14 protein-coding genes and 1 tRNA gene are annotated in these 21001 nt (G+C 70.3%); 5 read left to right on the top strand and 10 right to left on the bottom strand.

The features are described 5' to 3' along the window. The first annotated feature begins 61 nt into the window (after positions 1 to 61). The 3 genes from D7Y13_RS49950 (at position 62) to D7Y13_RS19280 (ending at position 3575) form a co-directional block, all read left to right on the top strand. Entirely contained in the window at positions 62 to 1756 is a 1695-nt protein-coding gene (locus tag D7Y13_RS49950) for an acyl-CoA dehydrogenase family protein (protein ID WP_244222358.1), read from the top strand. Positions 1757 to 1809: 53 nt separating this feature from the next. Further along, positions 1810 to 2619, top strand: coding sequence for a hypothetical protein (locus tag D7Y13_RS19285; protein ID WP_120584387.1), 810 nt, complete (start codon positions 1810 to 1812; stop codon positions 2617 to 2619). 98 nt (positions 2620 to 2717) lie between these two features. Beyond that, positions 2718 to 3575, top strand: a complete 858-nt coding sequence (locus tag D7Y13_RS19280; protein WP_147444356.1) for a hypothetical protein — start codon at positions 2718 to 2720, stop codon at positions 3573 to 3575. An 89-nt stretch (positions 3576 to 3664) separates the two neighbouring features. Here D7Y13_RS19280 and D7Y13_RS19275 read toward each other — a convergent pair whose 3' ends face one another. Further along, positions 3665 to 5884 (bottom strand): M4 family metallopeptidase, encoded by a 2220-nt coding sequence (locus D7Y13_RS19275; protein ID WP_120584380.1) that lies wholly within the window; start codon positions 5882 to 5884, stop codon positions 3665 to 3667. A 295-nt stretch (positions 5885 to 6179) separates the two neighbouring features. Between D7Y13_RS19275 and D7Y13_RS19270 the strand changes: the two genes are divergently transcribed. Beyond that, a complete protein-coding gene (locus D7Y13_RS19270; RefSeq protein WP_244222357.1) occupies positions 6180 to 7370 on the top strand; it encodes a DUF1615 domain-containing protein in 1191 nt (396 codons plus the stop codon). 20 nt (positions 7371 to 7390) lie between these two features. Here D7Y13_RS19270 and D7Y13_RS19265 read toward each other — a convergent pair whose 3' ends face one another. From D7Y13_RS19265 to D7Y13_RS19240, 6 genes are all read right to left on the bottom strand, one after another. Continuing rightward, complete coding sequence (locus D7Y13_RS19265; RefSeq protein ID WP_147444357.1) at positions 7391 to 9031, bottom strand: fibronectin type III domain-containing protein; 1641 nt, start codon at positions 9029 to 9031, stop codon at positions 7391 to 7393. A 177-nt stretch (positions 9032 to 9208) separates the two neighbouring features. Further along, positions 9209 to 10726 (bottom strand): M16 family metallopeptidase, encoded by a 1518-nt coding sequence (locus tag D7Y13_RS19260; protein WP_120584382.1) that lies wholly within the window; start codon positions 10724 to 10726, stop codon positions 9209 to 9211. Between the two features lie 74 nt (positions 10727 to 10800). Further along, the gene (locus tag D7Y13_RS19255; RefSeq protein WP_120536038.1) at positions 10801 to 12201 is read right to left on the bottom strand and encodes a M16 family metallopeptidase; all 1401 of its coding nucleotides are present in this window, start codon (positions 12199 to 12201) and stop codon (positions 10801 to 10803) included. Positions 12202 to 12319: 118 nt separating this feature from the next. Next, positions 12320 to 16252 carry a DEAD/DEAH box helicase gene (locus D7Y13_RS19250; RefSeq protein ID WP_120584383.1) on the bottom strand — a complete coding sequence of 1311 codons (3933 nt, stop codon included), beginning with the start codon at positions 16250 to 16252 and terminating at the stop codon, positions 12320 to 12322. A 156-nt stretch (positions 16253 to 16408) separates the two neighbouring features. Beyond that, on the bottom strand, positions 16409 to 16951 hold the full coding sequence (locus tag D7Y13_RS19245; RefSeq protein ID WP_120584384.1) for a hypothetical protein: 543 nt from the start codon (positions 16949 to 16951) through the stop codon (positions 16409 to 16411). A gap of 28 nt (positions 16952 to 16979) precedes the next feature. After that, entirely contained in the window at positions 16980 to 18587 is a 1608-nt protein-coding gene (locus D7Y13_RS19240; protein ID WP_158620407.1) for a YCF48-related protein, read from the bottom strand. Positions 18588 to 18938: 351 nt separating this feature from the next. Between D7Y13_RS19240 and D7Y13_RS19235 the strand changes: the two genes are divergently transcribed. Beyond that, positions 18939 to 19406 (top strand): DUF5063 domain-containing protein, encoded by a 468-nt coding sequence (locus tag D7Y13_RS19235; RefSeq protein WP_233595686.1) that lies wholly within the window; start codon positions 18939 to 18941, stop codon positions 19404 to 19406. Between the two features lie 112 nt (positions 19407 to 19518). Here the strand turns inward: D7Y13_RS19235 and D7Y13_RS19230 are convergent, their stop codons facing one another. The 3 genes from D7Y13_RS19230 to D7Y13_RS19220 all read right to left on the bottom strand — a co-directional run. After that, positions 19519 to 20451: a restriction endonuclease gene (locus D7Y13_RS19230; protein WP_120536042.1), complete on the bottom strand. Its 933-nt coding sequence runs from the start codon at positions 20449 to 20451 to the stop codon at positions 19519 to 19521. A 97-nt stretch (positions 20452 to 20548) separates the two neighbouring features. Continuing rightward, positions 20549 to 20621, bottom strand: a tRNA-Phe gene (locus tag D7Y13_RS19225). A gap of 95 nt (positions 20622 to 20716) precedes the next feature. Then, the coding region (locus D7Y13_RS19220) for a sigma factor-like helix-turn-helix DNA-binding protein (protein ID WP_279637097.1) at positions 20717 to 21001 on the bottom strand (285 nt) is incomplete at its 5' end.

The raw sequence follows: 21001 nt of genomic DNA, 5'->3' as shown, positions 1-21001 counted from the left end.
TTTTTGTCCAGGATACGGCAACCACCGACATCTACACCCTCGAGTTGGTCGGCAGCGTCAGATGTGTATAAGCGACAGGCTCCTGGACAGCACCCGCCGCTTCGCCCGCGAGGTGCTCGCCCCCACCTACCGGCCCATGGACACCTCCCCGCCCGTCTTCGAACACGGCCGGGTGCGCGTGCATCCCGCCATGCGCTCGCTCTACGCGAACATGGTGGACCTGGGCCTGCTCACCGCCACCCGCCCTCCCGACGTCGGCGGCCAGCAGCTCCCCCTCACCGTGCACGCCGTGTCGAGCGCGTACCTCATGGCCGCCAACCTGAGCGCCTATGGCTACCTGGGCCTCACGCTCGGCGCCGCGCACCTGCTGGAGGTCTTCGGCACGCCCTGGCTGCGCGAGCAGTTCATGGCCCCCCTGTACCGGGGGGAATGGACCGGCACCATGGCCCTCACCGAACCGCAGGCCGGCAGCAGCCTCGCGGACGTGAAGACGCGCGCCACGCCCGCGCCGGAGGGCGGCTACCGGCTCCAGGGCTCGAAGATCTTCATCAGCGGCGGCGACCAGGACTTCACCGACAACATCGTGCACCTGACCCTCGCGCGCATCGACGGCGCGGAGGGCGGCACGCGCGGCGTGTCCCTCTTCGCCGTGCCCGCGCGCAGGCCCGAGGGCGGCAAGCTCGTCCCCAACGACGTCCAGGTGGCCGGCGTCATCCACAAGATCGGCTGGCGCGGCCTGCCCAGCCTCGTCCTCAACTTCGGCGAAGCCGACGACTGCCACGGCTGGCTCGTGGGCCAGCCCGGCCGTGGCCTCGCGTGCATGTTCCAGATGATGAACGAGGCGCGCATCATGGTGGGCCTCAACGGCGTCGCCACCGCGTCCGTCGCCTACCAGGAGTCGCTCGGCTACGCGCGCGAGCGCCCCCAGGGGCGGCCCGCCGGCATCCGCGACACCGCGCGCGCCCAGGCCCCCATCATCGAACACGCGGACGTGCGGCGCATGCTGCTGCGCCAGAAGGCCATCGTGGAGGGCGGGCTCGCGCTGCTGCTCGCCACCTCCACCCAGGCGGACCTCGCGAACCACGCGCCGGACGAAGCGGCCCGCCAGCGCGCGCACCTGCTGCTGGACCTGCTCACCCCCATCGCCAAGACGTTCCCGGCGGAGAAGGGCTTCGAGTCCAACGCGCTCGCGCTGCAGATCCACGGCGGCTACGGCTACTCCAGCGAGTACCTCCCGGAGGCGTGGCTGCGCGACCAGAAGCTCAACAGCATCCACGAGGGCACCACCGGCATCCAGGGCCTGGACCTGCTGGGCCGCAAGGCGGTGGCGGGCGGTGGCGCCGCGCTCCAGGCGCTCGATGAAGAGGTGCGCGCCACCACCGCGCGCGCCCGGGCCGCCGGCGTGGAGCCCGCCTGGAGCGACGCGCTGGAGGACGCGCTCCAGCAGGCCACGAGCCTCACGCTGGAGCTCGGCGCGCGGGGCATGGCCGGCGAAGTGGACTCGATGCTGCGCCACAGCGCGGACTTCCTGGAGCTGTTCAGCGTGGTGGCCGTGGCCTGGCGCTGGCTCGCGCAGGCCGCCGCCGCGAAGGAGGCCCTCGGGAGGAACGCTGCCGGGGACGCCCGCTTCTACGAGGGCAAGCTCGCCGCCGCGCAGTACTGGTTCGCCGTGGAGGTGCCGCGCGTGCCGCTCTTGGCCCACCTGTGCCGGACGGGCGAGGACTCCTACGCCCGCATGCACCCTGACGGGTTCTGAACGGCGCATCTTCCCAGCGCCCCGGGAGGCCGGCATCCGTCACAATGGCGGGCATGTCGGTCTCCTTCCACCTGTGCCAGCCCGGTGGGGGCGCCTCGTGCGGCGCCTGCTGCGGCCTCTACAACTTCCGCGACCATTCGCGCGCGGCGCTCACCCAGCGGCTGGCCACGCAGACGGCGCGGCTCGCCCACGCGCCCCGGACGCCGGAGGCCTATGGCGAGGCCGCGCGCGAGCTGACCGCGAACCGCGACGCCCCCCCGCTCTTTCCCATCGTGCGGGTGTGTCCGCTGCTGGGCTTCCTGGACGCGGAGCAGCAGCAGGTGGGCTGCCTGGGCCATCCGAAGGTGACGGGCGGTACGGACCTGCGCGACTGCGGCGTCTACCGCGCGTCCATCTGCGAGACGTTCACCTGTCCCTCCTTCGGCTGGCTCACCGACGCGCAGGCCCGGCTGGTCCAGGCCGCGTGCGCGGACTGGTATCTCTACGGCCTGGTCATCACCGACGTGGAGTTCGTGCGCGGCTGCCTGAAGCTCCTCGAGTGGGAGCTGGGCGGCCCCGCGCATCCGGAGGCGCTGCGCGAGCGGCCCGAATCCCTCCTGGCGGTGCGCCGCCTCTTCGCGCTGAAGGAGACGGCCCCCGGCCGTGACGACCGGGCCACCGTGTTCGGCCGCTTCACCCACGACACCGAGGACGAACCCGTGCCGCGCACGCTCGACTACGCAGCCCTGGGCACGCGCGCCGCGCCCGAGGACGACGTGGTGCTGTGCCTGGGCTACACGCCAGCGGACGCCCCCGCGCTCCTCGCCGCGCGAGCCCTGGTGCGGGACCACGTGCGCGCGGTGGCCGCCACGGTCCCCGCGTAGAGCCCTTCGTCCCCCTCAAGCAGGCGACCTGCCTCCCGCCCCGAGTGCTTGCACCGGCAGGGGGTCGTTCGCAGGTTCGCCTGCGGGAGGGTTGGCGGATGGGTCGACGCTGGATGTGGCTGGGGATGATGGGGCTGTGCACGGTGGCTTCCGGATGTCGGGAGTCCGACAGCCCGGACACGGTGGGCGTCCCGGCGACGATGCAGGTGCGGGACACGGCGAACGGGGGGCTGATGGTGCCCGCCACGCCGGCCCTGGCGCAGGGCACGACGGAGGGTGTCCAGCCGACGCCGCTTCCCGGGGCGAACGCCCAGGTGCCCCCGAACACGGCACCACCCCCGGGAGCCCTGCCCTTGCGAGACACCCGGACGAACGCCGCGGACCGCACGGCGGCCCAGGCACCCGCGAGTGGAAGCAGCGGGACGGCGACGAACGCGCCCGCCTACGGCGGCAGCGGCCCTGCGCAGGCACCAGCCCGTGGCGGCAGCGGAACGGCCCAGGCCCCCGCGCAGGGCGGCGCGGCGGCGCCCGACGCGAACGCGACCCCGGGCTCGCAGGCCGCCCAGGCCAACGCGAACGGCCAGCCGGCGGCGGAAGGCCGGGTGATGATTGGCGCGCAGGCGGTCCAGGCCAACGACGACGAGTCCTGGTACGAGGGCGCGGCCAAGGCGGCCCAGGCCGCGGTGACGGACAACACCGCCGACCGCCCGCTCGAACAGGTCACCATCGCCACCAGCACGGTGAACGGCCGGGTGACGCGCGCGAACCGCGACACCCTGCACGTGCGCGACAGCGACGGCACCGTCTACGAACTCCAGCTCGACCCGCGAAGCCGGGGCCTGCGCCAGGGCCAGCGCGTGCCCCTCCCGGAGCTGCGCGAAGGCACCCCGGTGCGCGCCAGCTTCGCCCTCATCGGCGGCCGCACCGTCGCCCGCGACGTGCAGGTGCGTCGCTAGCACCCGCCAACGCACACCCCGCAAACGACGACACCCGGGAAGCCTTGGCGGCTCCCCGGGTGCCTGTCTTCAAACAGCGGATGCGACGACTAGTAGACGGCCTTGAGCGTCACGCCCGAGTACGCCGAGTAGCCGCGGATCTTCACGTAGTACTTGCCCGCGGTCGTCTTGGTCAGCGTGCAGGTCTCCGCGTTGCCGCTGGCGTACGGACGGCAGTCGTACGCGGTGGTCGTCGGCGAGGAGCCGAAGCGCACGTACAGGTCCGCGTCACCCGTGCCACCCGTGGTGGTGATGGTGACCGTCCGGTTCGCCGGCACGTCCAGCGTGGTCCACTCGGTGGTGAACGAGCTGGCGGCGCCAGACACGCCCGTCACCGGCACGTTGCTCTGCAGCACGTTGCCCGTCGGTCCGCCACCGCCCGTGTAGCTGCCCTTCAGCGTCACACCCGAGTACGCCGAGTAGGCGTTGAGCATCACGTAGTAGGTGCCCGCCTGGATGTTGGTGATGGTGCACGTCTCAGCGTTGCCGCTGGCGTACGGACGGCAGTCGTACGTGGCGGAGTCCGGCGCGGTGCCGAACTTGACGTACAGGTCCACGTCACCCGTGCCACCGGAGGTGGTGAACGTCAGCGCCGTGGAGCCCGCCGGAACGGCCAGCGTGTAGAACTTGGAGTTACCCGCCGCGTCGCTGATGCCCGTCACCGCGACGTTGTTCGTCAGCGGAACCGTCGTCGGGGGAACCACCACACCGCCCACGCCCACCGCTTCCCAGGCGGCCTTCACCGCGTCCTGGGTCGCCTGGTCGTAGCCCAGCTCCGAGGCGGCCTGGATGGTCCAGGTCTTCGCCTGCAGGAACGTGGTGCCCGCCGTGTAGATGTCCGTGTTGGCCTTGTACCAGATGCGCGCGGCCTTCTCGACGCCGATGGCCGGCACGTTGATGGTCGAACGGCCGCGCGGGTGCACGCCACCCTTCGACAGCAGCGCGAACGCCAGGTTGGGCACGCCGGAGCTGTAGTGCACGTCCGTGCCGGACGTCACGTTGGCCGCCCAGTCCTTGGACGCGCCGTCCTTCGCCGGGTCATCCATGTAGCGCAGGGCGTCGTTCGCCGTGCCGGGCGTCCAGACATCCTCGCCCACCATCCAGATGGCCGCCGCGGTGCTCCAGCCGTTCACGCGGCTCTCGCAGACGGCGCCGAACGTGTCGGACATCGCCTCGTTGAGGCCACCGGACTGGCCGGAGTACGTGAGGTTGGACTCCTTCGACGTGACGGCGTGGGTCAGCTCGTGGACCGTGACGTCCGCGTCCTTGCCCAGCTCGATGGAGTTCACGCCGTCGCCATCGCCGTACACCATCTGGGTGCCGTCCCAGTAGGCGTTCACGTAGTTGGTGCTGTAGTGCACCGTGCTGATGAGCGCCGTGCCCGCGTTGTCCAGCGAGTCGCGGTTGAAGAGGATCTTGTAGCAGTCGTAGGTGTAGCCCAGCATGTCGTAGTTGGTGTCGACGTGCGAGTCACCGATGGCCGCCTGGCCCTCGCTGCGCTTGAGCGTACCCGGCGTGCTGGTGCCGTTGTTCGCGCTGTACACGCGGCGGTTGATGGCCGTGTGGACCTGCGGCGCGACCAGGACGATGGAGCCGTCCGCGCCGCCCACGTACACGCGGTTGCGGATGGGGGCCTCGGCGCCCTCGCCCGTGACCGTCACTTCGTAGGCCAGGCGCAGCGCGCCTTCCTCGGTGCGCACGTACACCAGCCGGGGGGAGCCTTCGACCGCCAGGTTCGTGCCGGCCGTCGCGCTCAGCGCCGCCTGCTGGGCGGACGTCGCCGCGATGCGCGGCAGGGCGGAGACGGAGACGCCGTCGCGCGCGGAGCCGTTGGCCGCGTACACCGTGCCGTCCGGACGCACGTGCACCGCCAGCTCACCGCCGACCACTTCCAGGCCGTTCTTCATCTGCGTGAAGCGCAGGTGCTGGTTGCCCTGCTCGTCCGTGTTCGTCCGGCGCAGGTGCAGGTCCTCCGCCTTCAGCCGGAAGGCCGGAGCCACCGCCGCGACCGCCTGCTGTCCCGCGGCCAGCGTGTTCAGCGTTCCCACCGCACGGCCCAGCTCGCCGCGGATGCTGTCCGGGATGCCGTCGGGGTGCACGCCGACCACCTGGGCACCACCGAGCGCGTTCAGCGTGCTCTGGATGTCCTCGCCCGACTTCTCCTGCTCAGGCGCCTTCGCCTCGTCGCCAGCGGAGCCCTGCGTACCGCACGCCGTCAGAGCCACGCCAAGCCAAGCCGCGCCAATCGTCTTCAACAGTCGATGAGCCAACGCGATACCTCCATGAAGAAACAGCGGGGTGATACGTGTCACACTTGTTTTCATCAGGGCAACTACTTTTTGGGGAAAGTACGTTTAGTTACTTTCTCCCACCCTCCCGTTCAAACGTGATAGCCGCGAATTCCCCGACAGGCTCATTTACTCAACAAATGAGAACCTTTCTGGATGTCGGTGGAAGTCGCCCGGGATGCCTTACGGGATGTTTCAGGTGTTTCATGAGACGGGGCGCAGCATGCCCCAGGGGGCTGACATGACGCCAAACGTCGCCTCTGGGTGGATTGAAACAGTGTCCTGGGAATGTCCACTGCGGGTGGCCCTGGTGGCGCTGGTGACGCTCACGGCGGCGTGCGCGTCGCGTGCGCCGGCGACCGTGCCGGACGTGCCGGCCCCGCCCCGGCTGTCGGTGGCGCAGGTGGCGCGGCTGCTGCCGGCGAAGGTGAAGGGCCCGGAGCGCGAGGGGTGGGCAGGGGACGTACTGGCCGCGCTGGACGCGGAAGCGGTGCTCCCGTCTGCGTCGGTGGTGTGTCAGGTGCTGGCCGTCATCGACCAGGAGTCCGGCTTCCAGGCGGACCCCGCGGTGCCGGGGCTCGCGAAGCTGGTGCGGCAGAAGCTGGACGCCACGGCGGGGAAGCTGGGCCCGCTGGGGCGGCGCGTCCTGGAGGAGGTGCTCGCATCGAAGGCGAAGGGGGCGAAGCGCACCTTCGGGGCCCGGCTGGACGCCGCTCGCTCCGAACGGGACCTGGACCGGCTCTTCCGCGACATGCTGGCGTATTACGAGGAGCAATACCCCGCGGCGTACGCGGCGGCGGACCTGGCCAGCTCGCTGTTCGGCCCGTCCTCGTTCGCGGGGCAGAACCCCATCACCACCGCGGGCTCCATGCAGGTCAGCGTGCAGTACGCGGTGAACAAGGCCGGGCCGGACGCGGACCCCGACGCCGTGCGCGACTCGCTGTACACGCGCGCGGGCGGCGTGCGGTACGGCACCGCCCGGCTGATGGGCTTCGAGGCCGCGTACCCGGAGCCCCTCTTCCGCTTCGCGGACTACAACAGCGGTGTCTACAGCTCACGCAACGCCGCGCTGCAATCCCAGGTCAGCAAGCTCACCGGTGTCTCTCTTGCGACGGATGGCGACCTGCAACTGTATGACAAGAAGGGCGAGCCCCGGAATGACGACAGCCAGAGCCTCAAGGCCCTGCTCCTCTTCCGTCAGCGTTACGCGCCGAACCTGAGCGAGCGCCGCGTGCGCCGGGACGTGGAGCAGGAGAAGACGGCGGAGTTCGAGACCACCGACACGTATCTGGCGGTGAAACGCGTGTACGCGAAACAGACGGGGCAGCCGCCCGCCTACGCCCAGCTTCCCCAGGTGACGCTCAAGAGCCTGAAGCTGAGCGGGGAGCGCACCACGGCGTGGTTCGCGAAGTCCGTGGACGCGCGCTACCAGCAGTGCCTCACCCGCCACCGCCAGGGTGGGCGGTAGCGGGCGGGCCTCCAGGCTGGCTACGGCGTGGTGAACGCGGCGCTGAACGTGTCCGCGCTGTAGAGGGGCAGCCGCTCCGAGCTGACGTAGGGCGCGCGCCAGGGCTCGTAGTTCGGCGAGCCGTCCGCCGTCACGCGCAGGTAGTACGTGGAGCCGGGCTCCAGCGCGCTGGCCGGCAGGCGCAGGTGGTTCCTGTTGCCGGGCACGTAGAAGCGCTTGGTGGGCTGGGCATTGAAGCTGTCGGTGAGCCTGGTCAGCACCACGATGTAGGCCCGGGGCGTCCCCAGCACCGGCTGCTGCCAGCTCACCACCGGCTGGGTGCTGCCCACCGAGCGCGGCTCATAGGCATCCAGGCCGTCGATGCGCAGCTCCTGCGGCGGTGAAATCCTCGGCTGGATGGGGCCGGCGATGAGGTGATCCAACCGGTCGATGACGCTGATGGTGCCATTGGGGTAGTGGTTCCGGGACCCCACGACGACCGGGGTGGCCGAGCGGAAGGAGTAGCTCGCCAGCCCCAGCACGCCCCAGGACGCGGGATAGGGATTGCCGAAGGAGAGCCGGCGCGTGATGACGCCGGTCTCACCGCGCGGCAGGTTCAGGTTGAGCAGCTCGCCCTGGTAGCCCACCCAGCCATCCTGGAGGCCATGGGGCACGGGCAGCACCTGGAACCAGGACGCGCTGAGCGTCGAGGTCGGGTTCGCATCCGCGCGCCAGCGGGTGAACTCCGACAGGCGCCACTCCATGGAGAAGGCATTCTGGGCCGTCGGCTGCAGCGCGGCGAAGAGCGGCATGGCGGTGGTGCCGTCCGGCGTGAACGCGAAGGCCGGCAGGTGCTGACTGCTCGTCACGGTGGTGTAGGCCATGGGCCCGCCGCTCGGCAGCGTCCCGGACGGCACCGCGTTGAGCTGATTGACGTAGACCCGGTCGCCCTTCGTCGGGTCCAGGACTGGCAGCGGGTAGCCGGTGAAGCCCGTCAGGAAGGCCTCCGGGTCGTAATAGGACGTGGAGCCCACCGGGGGCATCCACGAGAAGTCGAGGCTCGCGGCCAGGTCCACATCCCCGCTGACCACCTGGAGGGCGCTTCCCGGCGCGCCGGTGTGCTCGTACTCCTGCCAGGGGTCCAACCCGGTGAGGTCCGCCATCGCGGGCGAGTAGCTGACCGACGAGGCGACGGCGTCATGGCGCCCCACGCGGTTGACGCCCAGGTCGAAGCGCCGCTCCCGGGTCAGGTAGTGGAGATGATTGGAGCGGACGAAGAACTCCCCCTCCGGGATGTCGTCGAAGCGCATGCCCCCCGCCACCGGAGTGCCCGAGCGCCGCTCGAAGCCCACGCCGTCCGGGTTGGGGATGAGGATCTCCAGGTCGCGCGTGGACAGGTCCTGGGGAACGACCGTCACGCCCGTGCTCGTGTGGAAGCGGGAGTCGGCCGTCACCAGCACGGACGTGTCGGGAGTGCCCGCGTCCACCTCTCCCGTTCCCGCGTCGGGCTCACCACAGCCCGGCAGCAGGTCCCCGTCGGCCACCGACGCGGTGCCCTCACGGGGGTCGGTCCAGAGGACGTCCGGGGGATTCACCTCACCCGCGGGAGCTTCTGCTTCTCCGCAGGCCAGCCAGGCCGCGCAGGTGGGGACGAGCAACAACGACAGACGACGCAAGAACATGACGGGTCCGGGAGACAGGCAATGGAATGACGGCCAGTGCCGGTCCAGACCGACACTCCATCTATACGGGGAGCGGCACTTTCCCTGGCCATTCGATTTTTCGCGGAATTTCCAGCCGCTCCATCAAGTGCCCATTTTCCCGGAACCCGCGATCCCGGCGACCCGAAAGCCTTTGCGTTAGCGAATGGGTGGAGCCACCGGGGCGAAGCGCTTGTCGGAGATCTTCATCTCGGTGACGGGGCCGTACTTGCGGGCCACGTCACGCAGGGCCGCCGCCTTGCCGATGAGGACGAACGTCAGGTCCTGGGACGCGGGCAGCACGCGCTGGAGCACGGTGCGCACGCCGTCGCGGGTGGTGGCGGAGATGGCGCCCGCGAAGCCGTCCACGTCCTGCGCATCCAGGCCGAAGAAGGTGAGCTCCGACAGCTTCGAGGCCAGCTGGGCGCCCGTCTCCAGCTTCGGGGGGAACTGGCCCAGGACATAGGCCTGCGCGGAGGCGAGCATGGCGTCATCCATGCCTTCCTTGCGGTAGCGCTCCAGCACGTCCAGCGCGAGGTCGATGGCGCGGCCGGTGGTGTCTGTCTGGGTATAGGAGAAGAGGACGACGGGGCCCGCCTGGCGGCTGGGGACGAGGAAGGAGCGGGCGCCGTAGGTGAGGCCGGTCTTCACGCGCAGCTCGGAGTTGAGCAGCGAGGTGAAGCGGCCGCCGAGCACGGTGTTGCCCAGCTCCACCGCGACGCGGTCCGGGTCGGTGCGGGAGATGCCGGTGTTGCCAATCCAGAAGTACGTCTGGGTGGCGTCGGGCTTGTCCACCAGCAGGACGCGCCGGCCCTTCGTGGGAGCGGTGGCGGGCACGGCGGCGAGCGGCTGGGCGGCGGGGGCCCACCCGCCCAGGGCGGACTCCAGCTTCGCGGCGAGCGCCTTCGCGTCGAAGTCACCGACGACGGAGAGGATGAGCCGGTCTGCGCCCAGGTTCGCCTTCGCCCAGCCGAGCACGTCGTCCCGGCCGAGCGCGGGCAGGGAGGCCTCGCTGCCGTTGATGGGCTGGCCGTAGGGGTGCGCGGCGAAGAGGAAGGCGTCGAAGTACGTGCCACCGAGCGCGCGCGGGTCGCCGTCCTTCGCGGCGGCGAGCTCCGACACGCGGCGGGCGCGGGTCTTCTCCAGCTCCTGCGCGTCGAAGCGGGGGCGCACGAGCATGTCCGACAGCAGCTCCACCATCAGCGAGGTGTCGCGGGCCAGGAAGCTGCCGGTGATGACCACCGCTTCGCGGCCGGGGGTGATCTCCAACTGGCCGCCCACGCCGTCCACGGTATCGGCGAACTGCTGGGCGTCACGGGAGCCAGCGCCCTTCTGGAGGAGCTGGGCGGTGAGCGCGGCCAGGCCGTCCTTCCCAGCGGGGTCGGTGACGGCGCCCCCCCGGAGCCATGCGGAGAAGGAGACGAGCGGCAGCTCCCGCTTCTCCACGAGGAGCAGCCGCGTCCCGTTCTTCAACGTCACGGTGATGGCCGCGGGCAGCGTCACGCCCTTGCCCAGGGGCGCGGTCTTCGGCGTCGCGGGAGCAGCGACCTTCGCTGTCGCGGCAGCGGGCGCGGCGGACTTGGACGATGCGGCGGGCGCGGGCGTCTGCGCGGAGGCAGGAGCGGAGACGAACAGCAGCGCGGCGAGCGCGGAGCGAAGACGGACGGGAGCACTCATCGGGAAGCCTCCCCGTGGACCGGAGCGGAGCAGCGAAACAGCGCGGCGAGCGGAGCCAGGACGGACGGGAGCGTTCATCGCGAGGCCTCCTTGCGGGCAGGGGTGGCGGAGGCGGTGGTGGGAACGAGCCAGCCCACCGTCCGGTGGTCGGAATTGAAGATGCGCGCGGCCAGCGTGCGCACGCCGTCGCGGGTGACCTTCTCGTAGCGCGTGGGCGCATCGAGCAGCGTGCGCCAGTCCCCCCGGAAGGTGGCGGCGGCACCCAGTGCGCGGGCGCGGCCGTCGTTGGTCTCCAGCTTCCGCCAGAAGGTGGACAGGGCGATGTTGCGCGCCTTGCGCAGCTCCGCGTCGGAGACACCGTCCTTCGCCACGCGGGCCAGCTCCTCGGTGAGGAGCGCCTCGGCGCGCGGCAGGTCGCCGCCCGGCGGCAGGTCCACCAGGAACCACGCCAACGACGGGTCGAAGCCCCCGGCGAAGGAGCCCCGGACGCGGATGGCCACGCGCGCATCCTCCACCAGCTTGCGATGCAGGCGCGACGAATCCCCATCCGTGAGGATGAGCCCCAGAAGCTCCAGCGTCTCCGCCTCCGGGTCGTTCGCGGCGAGGGCGTGATAGGCGACCTGGAGCAGCGGGGACTGGGCCAGCTTCTTCACCGTGATGCGCCGCTCGCCCTGCTGTTCGGGCTCCTTCGTGCGGACGGGCTCGGGGGCAGGCTGCGAGGGGATGACGCCCAGCGTGGACTCCACGAGCTCGAAGATGCGCGAGGGCTCCACGTCCCCGGCGATGACGAGCGTCGCGTTGTTGGGCGCGTAGTACGTCTTGAAGTAGCGCTGGAGGTCCTCCATGCGCCAGGACTCGATGTCGGACGGCCAGCCGATGACGGGGATCTGGTACGGGTGCGCGACGAAGGCGGTGGCCTGCATCTGCTCCATCAGCGCGCCGGAGTTGTCATTGTCCACGCCCGAGCGGCGCTCGGAGTAGACGACGCCGCGCTCGGACTCGATGACCTTCGGGTCGAAGGCGAGCGACTGGAGCCGGTCGGCCTCCAGGTCGAAGATGAGGGGCAGCGCGGAGGCGGGGAACCAGTCCAGGTAGACGGTGACGTCCTCGGAGGTGAACGCGTTGTTGGAGCCGCCGTTGGCCTCCATCACGCGGTCGAACTCACCGGGGCCGTACTTCTTCGCGCCGTTGAACATCATGTGCTCGAAGAAGTGGGACAGGCCGGTGATGCCGGGGCGCTCGTTGCGGCTGCCCACGCGGAACCAGTTGTTGAGGGCGACGCTGGGGATGTCGTGGTCGGGCCACACGATGACGGTGAGCCCGTTCTTCAGCGTGCGCGCCTGCACGCTGGCGCCCAGCTTCGCGACGGAAGCGGACGTCTTGGAGGACGGGGGCGGCTTGGGGGCCTGGGCCTGGACCGGGGATGTGCCCAGCAGGGCCAGGCAGGCGAACCACGACAACGGCTGTCGGAACATCCTCACTCCTGGGCAGAGGCGGAAGCGGCGCCCGGGAACGGGCGGGGTCGCACCCTATTCCAGAAACGCCGCGCCTTCTTGCGTCCAGCGTGCGGCCCCCCGTTCGTCGTCGGGTGTGTCAGCCCGCATTCGGATCCGCGCCAAAGCGCAAGAGCCGCAGGAGCTGTTCGGGCGACAAGGCGGCCGCGCCGTCCGCTTCGGACAGGAGGCTGTCGGCCAGGTGCCGCTTGTCCGCGTGGAGGGCGAGGATGGCCTCCTCGATGGTGCCCTCGGAGACGAATCGGGACACGGTGACGGGGCGCGTCTGGCCAATGCGGTGGGCCCGGTCGGAGGCCTGATCCTCCACGGCGGGGTTCCACCACGGGTCCAGGTGGAGCACATGGTCGGCCGCCGTGAGGTTGAGCCCGGTACCGCCGGCCTTGAGCGAGATGAGGAACAGCGCGCCCTCGCCCCGCTGGAAGGCCTCCACGCGAGCCTGGCGCTCCGCGGGGGGCGTCTGTCCGTCCAGGTACTGGAACGCGATGCCCCGGGCCTCCAGCGCTTCGCGCACGAGCGCCAGGTGACGGACGAACTGACTGAAGACGAGGGCGCGACTGCCTTCCGACAGCAGTTCCTCCACCCGCGCCAGGAAGCGCTCCAGCTTGGAAGAGGACGGGCCCGCGTCCGGATCCACCAGCCGGGGATGACACGCCGCCAGCCGCAGTCGCGTGAGCGCGGCCAGCAGTTCGAAGCGCCGCTCCTGTCCCGGGGCTTCCTCTCCCATGCGCGCCAGCGCCGCGAGTCGCACGTCGTCATACCGCCGCCGCTCGTCGTCCGACAGCGTGACGGGCACCACGGTGTCGATGCGCGGCGGCAGCTCGCGCGCCACCTCCGCCTTGGTGCGGCGCAAGAGGAAGGGACGCACCACCCGGACGAGTGACGCGCGGGCCAGGGCGTCCTGGTCGCGCTCGATGGGGACGGCGAACCGCGCATGGAAGGACTCACGCCCACCCAGCAGCCCGGGGAAAATCAGCTGGAAGAGGCTCCACAATTCAGACAGGCGATTCTCCACCGGCGTGCCGGTGAGGGCCACCCGGGCCTCGGCCGTCACGGCGCGCAGCACGCGGGCCCGGGCGGTGTCCGGGTTCTTCACCGCCTGCGCCTCATCCACCACCAGCGTGGCGAAGGACACCGCGCGCAGCCGCTCGGCGTCCTTCACCAGCAGCCCGTAGCTGATGATCAGCACGTCCTTCGGTCCCAGCAGGGACGGCAGGACTTCACGGTCACCGTCCCGCCAGACGTGCAGGCGCAGCGAGGGCGCGAAGCGGGCCGCCTCACGAGTCCAGTTGCCGCAGACGGACGTGGGAGCCACCACCATCGCGGGACCGTCTCCCGCGCGGTACAGCAGCAGGGCCAGCGCCTGGAGCGTCTTGCCCAGGCCCATGTCGTCCGCCAGGCACGCGCCCGCGCCCCAGGCGCACAGCCGCGCGAGCCATACGAAGCCCTCGTGCTGGTAGTCACGCAGCTTCGCCTTCAGTCCCCGGGGCACGCGCACCGACAGCGCCCGGGCCTCCCGGATGCGCCGCTCCAGCTTGCGCCAGTCCGGAGGCAGCTTGACCCGCGCGCCGGCCTCCGCGAGCGCCCCCAGCGCGGGCGCCGCCGCGGCGCTCACCTCCAGGCCCTGGCGCACGACGTGGGTCGCGTCCGCGAGCGGGGTCAATTGCTCACGCAGCGCCTCCGTGAGCCGCATCCAGCGTCCCTTGCCCAGCGGAATGTAGCGCTGGCGGCGGCGCACGGCCTCCAGCAGGACGGCCAGCTCCACCCGCGCCCCTTCCAGCACCACCCCACCCTTCACGCCGAACCAGTCGTGCTCGCGTGAAACCTCCACCCGCAGGCTCGCGGCGCCGGGCGGGTGCACCACCGTCCACGGCGCTTCCTCCCATTCCACGCGCACCCCGGGTCCCGTGAGCGGCTCCAGGGCCTCCAGCAGGTGGAGCGAGTCCTCCACGCTGACACGGGTGAAGCGGTACGAACCCGCAGGCAATGACAGACGTTCGAGCAGTCCCTCCGCCTCGGCCCGTTCGGCGTCCCGGTCGCGCAGGGCCCTGACGCGCTCCCCGCCACGCTGTCCGCGCACCACGGGAGCGCCCCCGTCCACCGGCTGGGGTGGGGCTTCCGGAAGGGGCCGCACGAACAGCGAGCCCTCCAGGGAGGACTCCCCCACCGCGCGCAACCGCACGAGCAGGCCGGGCTGGGGCTCCACCAGGCGGGCCTCCAGGGCCGGGGGCAACGACACGGGGAAGACCGCCTCCAGCGCGGAGAGCTGTCCCAGGAGCGCGTCGCGCTGGCGCTCGGACACGCGGGTGCCGTGGGCCCTCAAGCTGTCGAGCAACCCCAGCGCCTCGGGGGGAACGGCCACCAGGGTGACGCTCGGGAGGTCGGGCTCCACGAGCAGCCAGGGATGCGGAGCGCCGGGACCGGATGGGGGTGGCCAAAGGGCCTCCGCGTCCACGGCACGCCCGTCCACCGCCGGCCGCAAGCGCAGCGCGTGCCCCTCCGGCTCCAGGGCGAACCCCAGCGGGGCCTCCCTCACCCGGGCGGGAGCGTCGGGCGCCCCGGCGAGTCTCAGGCGGGGACTGCGCGTGAGGGCGCGCAGCGCCTGGAGGAGCAACGGGTAGACATCCGCCATGGCGTTGCTTCCGCCATGGAATGACATCTGCGAGCGACCCGCTTCGATGAAGGCGAAGGCCTGCTGCTCCTCCGGGTCCCGGAGCACGGTGGCCACCTGCTCGCGTTCATACGCCATGACGGCGGTCCCCTTGGACCAGCGTCCCGACCCCACCGGATGGTGCAGCAGGGCCTTCAGGTCCCAGCGCCCCGAAAACCCGTGCTCCAGGCGGAAGGTGACCGACCGCTCCGTGTCGGGGGCGGCCTCGCGGAGCTGGCGGCGCAGGAAGGTCGTCTCCAAGGCCGCGAGGATTTCACGTCCAGGGGCTTCGAAGAGCAGCTCCGCCAGCTTCGCGGCGCGCGCGGCCTGTTTCGGGCGGCACAGCATCTCCAGCGTCGCGTCCACGGCGCAAAGGGCATGGACACAGTGGGCCTCGGGAGCCTTGGGTGAGCATGGGCAGACCAGTCCGGGGCGGCCCTCCATCACCGCGCGCGGGTCGAGCACGACCTGAAGCCGATCCTCGGAGCCGGCCCGGACGAAGGGGTTTGCCCACGCCTCCAGTTCCGGCGCCAAGACCTGGAGGCGCAGGGGCCGCTCCTGGAGCGTGATGGAGGGCAGCGGCTCCAGCAGGCGCGGCAGGGCCTGCGCCCGCACGCGCTCGCGGGTCCGGAGGAGCGCGTCCTGGAGCGGCGCCAGGCGCTCATCCGTGGGTGGGGACGCGGGTGGAGCCGAGGCCTCGCGGGCCAGGCCCTGACGGACCTGCTCGGCCTCGTCGCGAGCCCAGGTCCAGGCGGCGTCCACGAGCTGCGCCCGCCTCCCCGTCTCCAGGTACCGGAGCCTGGGAGCACCCGCCCACACGTCCACCACCGTGAGCTTGCGCAGGTCGTGGAGCAGGTGGCGTTCGAAGGAGCGGGGCAGCAGGGGCTGCAACACGGCCACCGGCACGGTGCGGGCACGGGTGGCCTGGTGCTCCACGAGCCAGGACTCGATGGCCGGCGGTGAGGAAGGCCGCTCGGAGGCGCTGGGCTTGCGCGAAGAGGACTTGCCGGTTCGCGTGGGCGGACGCCATCGCGGGTGGGAACCGGGGCCCCCCAGCCATCGCAGACCGACGGCGACCGTGTGCGGACAGAGCCCCTCCCTCCAGTAATCGTCGCAATCACAGCCCAGCAGCAGACCGTCCGAGTCGGGGTCCACGCGGAGGTGCGCATCGAACCGTCGAGCCCTTACTTCGAACACCGTCCCATCGATGCGCTCCGCGGACGGCGGCGCCAACGTCACGCCGTACCGGGAGAGCAGCGCTTCGCCCCGGGCGAACCGCTCCGGTCCCGCGACTTCCCGCAGCAGTTCGAGGGTGAGCCGCTGCTGGAGGGGAGACCGGGAGCGAGGGGCGTTGGCGCGGGGCATGACGAGGAGAAACCTACCCATGGAGTGGGGCCCTGGCGAGCCACATTCCCGGGTCCTCCCTGGGTTCTCCGCCAGCCTCCTTGCGCTACCGTGCCCCCTGTCAGGGGGAGCGGGGAGACATGCATGCCCCGCCACGGCAGTCCCGCCTGGAAACCGTCAGGCTCCGAGCACCTGTCGCAGCACGTTCAGGAAGTAGTTCTGGCTCCCGACGTGGGCCGAGTACCGGTTGGCGGAGTCGTGGAGGCGCTGGGCGACGGCCTCGAACTCCGCCTGGCTGACGTCGCGCAGGGACATGTACAGCCGGGCCGCGGCGCGCAGGTGGGAGAAGAGGGGGTTCTTGTGCTGGCCATCCGGCCGCCGCGCGAGGTGGCGGTAGAGCTGGGCGAACTCCTGGTCGTTCTCCGCGTGGCGCGTGTCGCGGCAGAAGCCTGCGGCGGTGGCCTCGATGAGGAAGAAGAACGGCTCGTATTCGAAGAAGGGCGGCTTGTTGAAGTTGGGCGGCTGCTTGTCACCGGTCAACAGCTTCGCGACGGGCTGCAGGTGCACGTGGGCGGTGATGTCACCGAAGCGCACGGGCACCTCGTCGCCCACGGGCTTGATCCGGCCCTGCTCGTCCCGCTCCACCGGGATGAACAGGCGCTTGGGGTCGTCCACCTGCACGCCCGCCTTCTCCAACTCCGCCACCACGTTCGCGTCCATTGCGTTGATGTTCCTCCGGTCCCCCCATCTACCGCGTCGCGCCCGGTTGTGCACCCGGCACGTCGGCCGGGCGGGCAGGCGTCACGCCCTCCAGCAGGGCTTCGGCGGCCCGGAAGACACCGTTGCCGCGCTCATGTGGGACGGGGCGCTCCCCCCCTCCTGCCTCCGACCGGCCCCACGAGGAGCACAGGCTCCCGGTGAACCGTGCGTACTGGGCGGTCCTCCAGGAACCGGAGCCGCAGGACCACGCCATCCGCACGTCGATTCTCGTCGTCGACTGGCAGTGCATCCCCTCCTCGGGACGGCTCGCGGCCTCCACCAGCTGACGCATGAACTGCTCGCCCACCGCACGCGCCAGGACCTTGTCCACGCGCGGGTCGGGCGGATCCCGAAGGTGCGTCTGCAATTTCCCCGTCAGCCGCGCGCCTTCGGGCTGGAGGCGCAATTCGAGTGTGTTTCGCGTCTCGGCAAAACAACCATTGGCGTCGAACTCGATCTCCAGCACCGCGTCCGGAGTCGAAAGCAGACACGCCAGGGGATTCTCCGGGGCCTCCTGCCCCAGGACCCTGGCGAAGTCGTAGGCCTCCAGGCCTTCCCCCGAAACCCACGTCCGTCCCTCGTCGGACGAGCGCATCAGGCCGCCTCGCCAGAGGCCCGCGAGCAGGGTTCCATCCTTGAGCGGAACGAGCGCGCGGATGGAATGCCCCGAGGTCCTGCCCGTTGGGAACCAGCTATTGCCTGCGTCGTGGCTGGCCATCACCTGGTCCCCCGACCACCCCCACCAGCGTCGGGGGCCCTGTTGGATGAAGCCATCCAGGTGCGTCTCCGGGCCGCGACCGAACGTGAGCATCGGGCTTCGGCGGACGAGCTGCCCGCCGACATGGACAGACACGTCAGCCGTGTCTGGGGAAAAAGCCACAACCGAATCATGGGAGAACACCCAGGCCTGTTCAAAGGAAGGAATCCACTGTTCCAAAGGCAATCCCACGGGCGTACGGGTCACGATGTGCCGTCCGTCGGGCGTCAGTGAGACGCTCAGGGACGACGTCTCGGCATCCTCCTCGGGAATGGGAGCGGACCAGCTCCGGCCCCCATCGGTCGTCTGGTAGAGCCCCCCAGTGCCACGGACCCAGGCCAGCTCCGGGGTGAGTCGCACAACCCCGTTCAAGCGATGAAGAGTCGGGGTGCCCACGACGAGCCTCCGGAGGGGTTGGAAGGGCCGCGTCAGCGGCTTCCAGCTGTTGCCTCCGTCCTCCGTGGCCCAGAGGGTGGCTTCATGGCCTATGGCCCACCCATGGTCGGGTGAGAGGAAGGAAAGTCCCTCGCAGGCGTCCTGCGTGTCGAAGGGTGTGGTGGCCAATTCCTGCCAGCTCGCGCCCTGGTCCTCGCTGCGCAGGATGCGTCCGGAGGAGCCGCAGAGCCAGGTCCGGTTTCCAGCGCGTTCCAACGCGGAGAACCCTTGATCATCGACCAGCGGAACCGTCTTCCACGTCTTGCCGCCATCCACCGTGCGGAAGGCCCGCGTCCCGAGATAACCCGCCGCCAGTCCAATCTCAGGCGTGTACCAGGTCAGGAAGCCGATGCCGTTCGCATCTGCTTCCGCCCGCGTCGTGTTCAACGCCCGGGCAAGCGCCACCGCAGGTTGCCAGGATCTGCCTTCGTCCGAGCTGCGAAAGACTTCGATGGCGCGTTCATCCCCGTTCCCGGAAGGCGCGGAGGGCGCATTCCCAATCGCCCACCACTCCCCCTCGGGCCCCGGAGCCACCACGTTGACCCAGGCCTCGATAGGCAGGACGGACAAATCGACCGTGACGGGGGAGGTCCCCCGGTTTCGCGGCGTGGCGCACCCCAGGGCCCCCGCGCATACCATCCAGACAATCCACGAAGCTGTTCGCATCCCAACCCCTCCAGGCCAACCCTCTGGCGTGGCGTCAGTCATCCCCCGGGAGCCCGTCGGCGTTCCTCACCGTTTCCGCATGATTCGCACATGAAACCCATGACCCGGCAGGACATCCGCGAAGCCATCCAGTCCCTCTTCGCCGTGTTCGACGCGGAGGTCGATGCACCCACGCGCGAGCACGACCTGCGGCTGGCGCTCGACCGGATCGCACTGGCCTCCCACTTCGTGGACGTGGAGTTCGACCCGAGCGCGCCCTCACCGGATGACGTTCCCTCCACGCCCTACGAAGAGTTCAGCAAGCGGCTCGGTCAGTGTTTCCCCGGGCTGGGGTACTACAGCGTGTCGCTCGACAGCACGGATCTCAGGGAAGAGAAGCCCGGGGTCGGAGATGCCATCGACGACCTGGCGGACATCGCGCGCGACCTCCAGGAGGTGCTGCTGCGGTGGGAGACCAGCGAGGTGGACGCCCTCTGGCACTTCCAGTTCCTCTTCGGAGCACACTGGGGCAAACACCTCCGAGCGCTCCAGCTGCACCTGCACGAACGGGCGTTCTGATTCAATCAGCATCCATGAAAGGCTCCGTCAGGGGAGCCCATCATGACCATGACCACCCGCACGCTGTATCGACCTGTCGGCCTCCGGGAGCTGGCGGGAGGCTCGTGACTGTTCAACCGGCTTCGAAGTAGTCCGTGTCGATTTTCGGGATGTGGAGCGCCTCGGTCGAAACGCCGACCCCGTGCTCGATCATCAGTTCGGTGAGTCGAAGCCCATCCACCAGGACGATGCTTCCACGGGCCTGCTTCGCGGCGTCTCGTGCCGGCCCCGAAATCGTCCCGGAGGTGATGAGCACGCCCTTGTCGGCACCCTGGAGTTGGAGGGCGCCCATGAACCCCTGGATCTGCGGCGAACCGACCTGCCCCTGCCACTTCTTCGCCTGCACGTAGACCTTCTGGAGCCCCAGCCTGTCGAGTGACACGATGCCGTCAATCCCACCGTCATTCGACCGTCCCACCCGAAGCAGCGCCGAGCGGCTCGTTCCGTACCCCAGCGCATAGAGCAGATCGAGCACCAGCGTCTCGAACTCCGTCGGTGTCTGGTTTGCAATGTGCTCCAGAAGGTCGCGGGCGACGCTGGCGCGAATCAGGCCAATGGCATCCTCGATTTCCTCGCGGGGACTGCGGGTCTCCTCAGGAGAAGGCACAGCTTCCGCCGAACCCGCGGACCGCTCGGAGCCATTCGCGCCAATCAGACTGCGGATCGCGACATCCCGCGACGCACCGGCAATCCGCTCCACCTCTTCTTCAGGAACCTTGCCGCCATGCTTCGCGAGGAACTTGCGCCCCGCGTCGGTGATCAGCCACGTGCCCCGCACCGGAGCGCTCGACAACCCGGCCCGCTTCAGCGCGTCGTGGGCCCAGCCAATCCGATTCTGGAACACGGACTGGGCACCGCTCGGCAGCAGGACAGTCCGCTCCTCTTCCGACAGGCCCAGGCGGTCCGCCAGCCCCTGGTAGATGACACGCGGGCGAACCGAGCCCTGCTGCTCACCCAGATACTGGAGCAGCGGACCGATGAACCGGGGGTAGCTGGGAAGGGACATGGGTTCGCGGACTCCGGGGAGCGGCTGTCTTCAGACGCGGCGGACAAAAGAAAAGGGCCCTGAACCGAAGTCCAGGGCCCTCAAGTTCTTCACTCTGTGCCCAAGGGCGGAATCGAACCACCGACACGGGGATTTTCAGTCCCCTGCTCTACCGACTGAGCTACTTGGGCGTACTCCGCTGCGCACCGCGAACGGCAGCGCCGATTTACGGTCCCTGGCCCGCGCCGTCAACCTCTTTCGCCGCGCCCGTTTCCCACCCCACCCCTCAGGCCGCCAACCGCAGGGCTTCGCCGTCCCAGGCCGTGCACCCCGCCGTCAGCCGCTGGCGCAGCTTCTGGCGCAGCCCCTGCTCGATCTGCCGGATGCGCACCGCCGTCACCCCGAAGCGCTGGGCCAGGAACTCCGCGCTCACCCCGTCCTCCACCAGCATCCGCTCCTTCACCAGCGCCCGCTCCCTCGCGTCCAGCTCCGGCCAGGCCTCCGCCACGCTCTGGTGCAGCTTCTGCGCCCAGGCCCCCCGGTCCGCCACGTCCTCCGCCGAGTCCAGGTC

This window comes from Corallococcus praedator (genome assembly GCF_003612125.1).
GTDB classification, from domain to species: Bacteria; Myxococcota; Myxococcia; order Myxococcales; family Myxococcaceae; genus Corallococcus; species Corallococcus praedator.
Note: the sequence above shows the minus strand (reverse complement) of the source record. Positions and strands in the feature narration are given on the sequence as shown.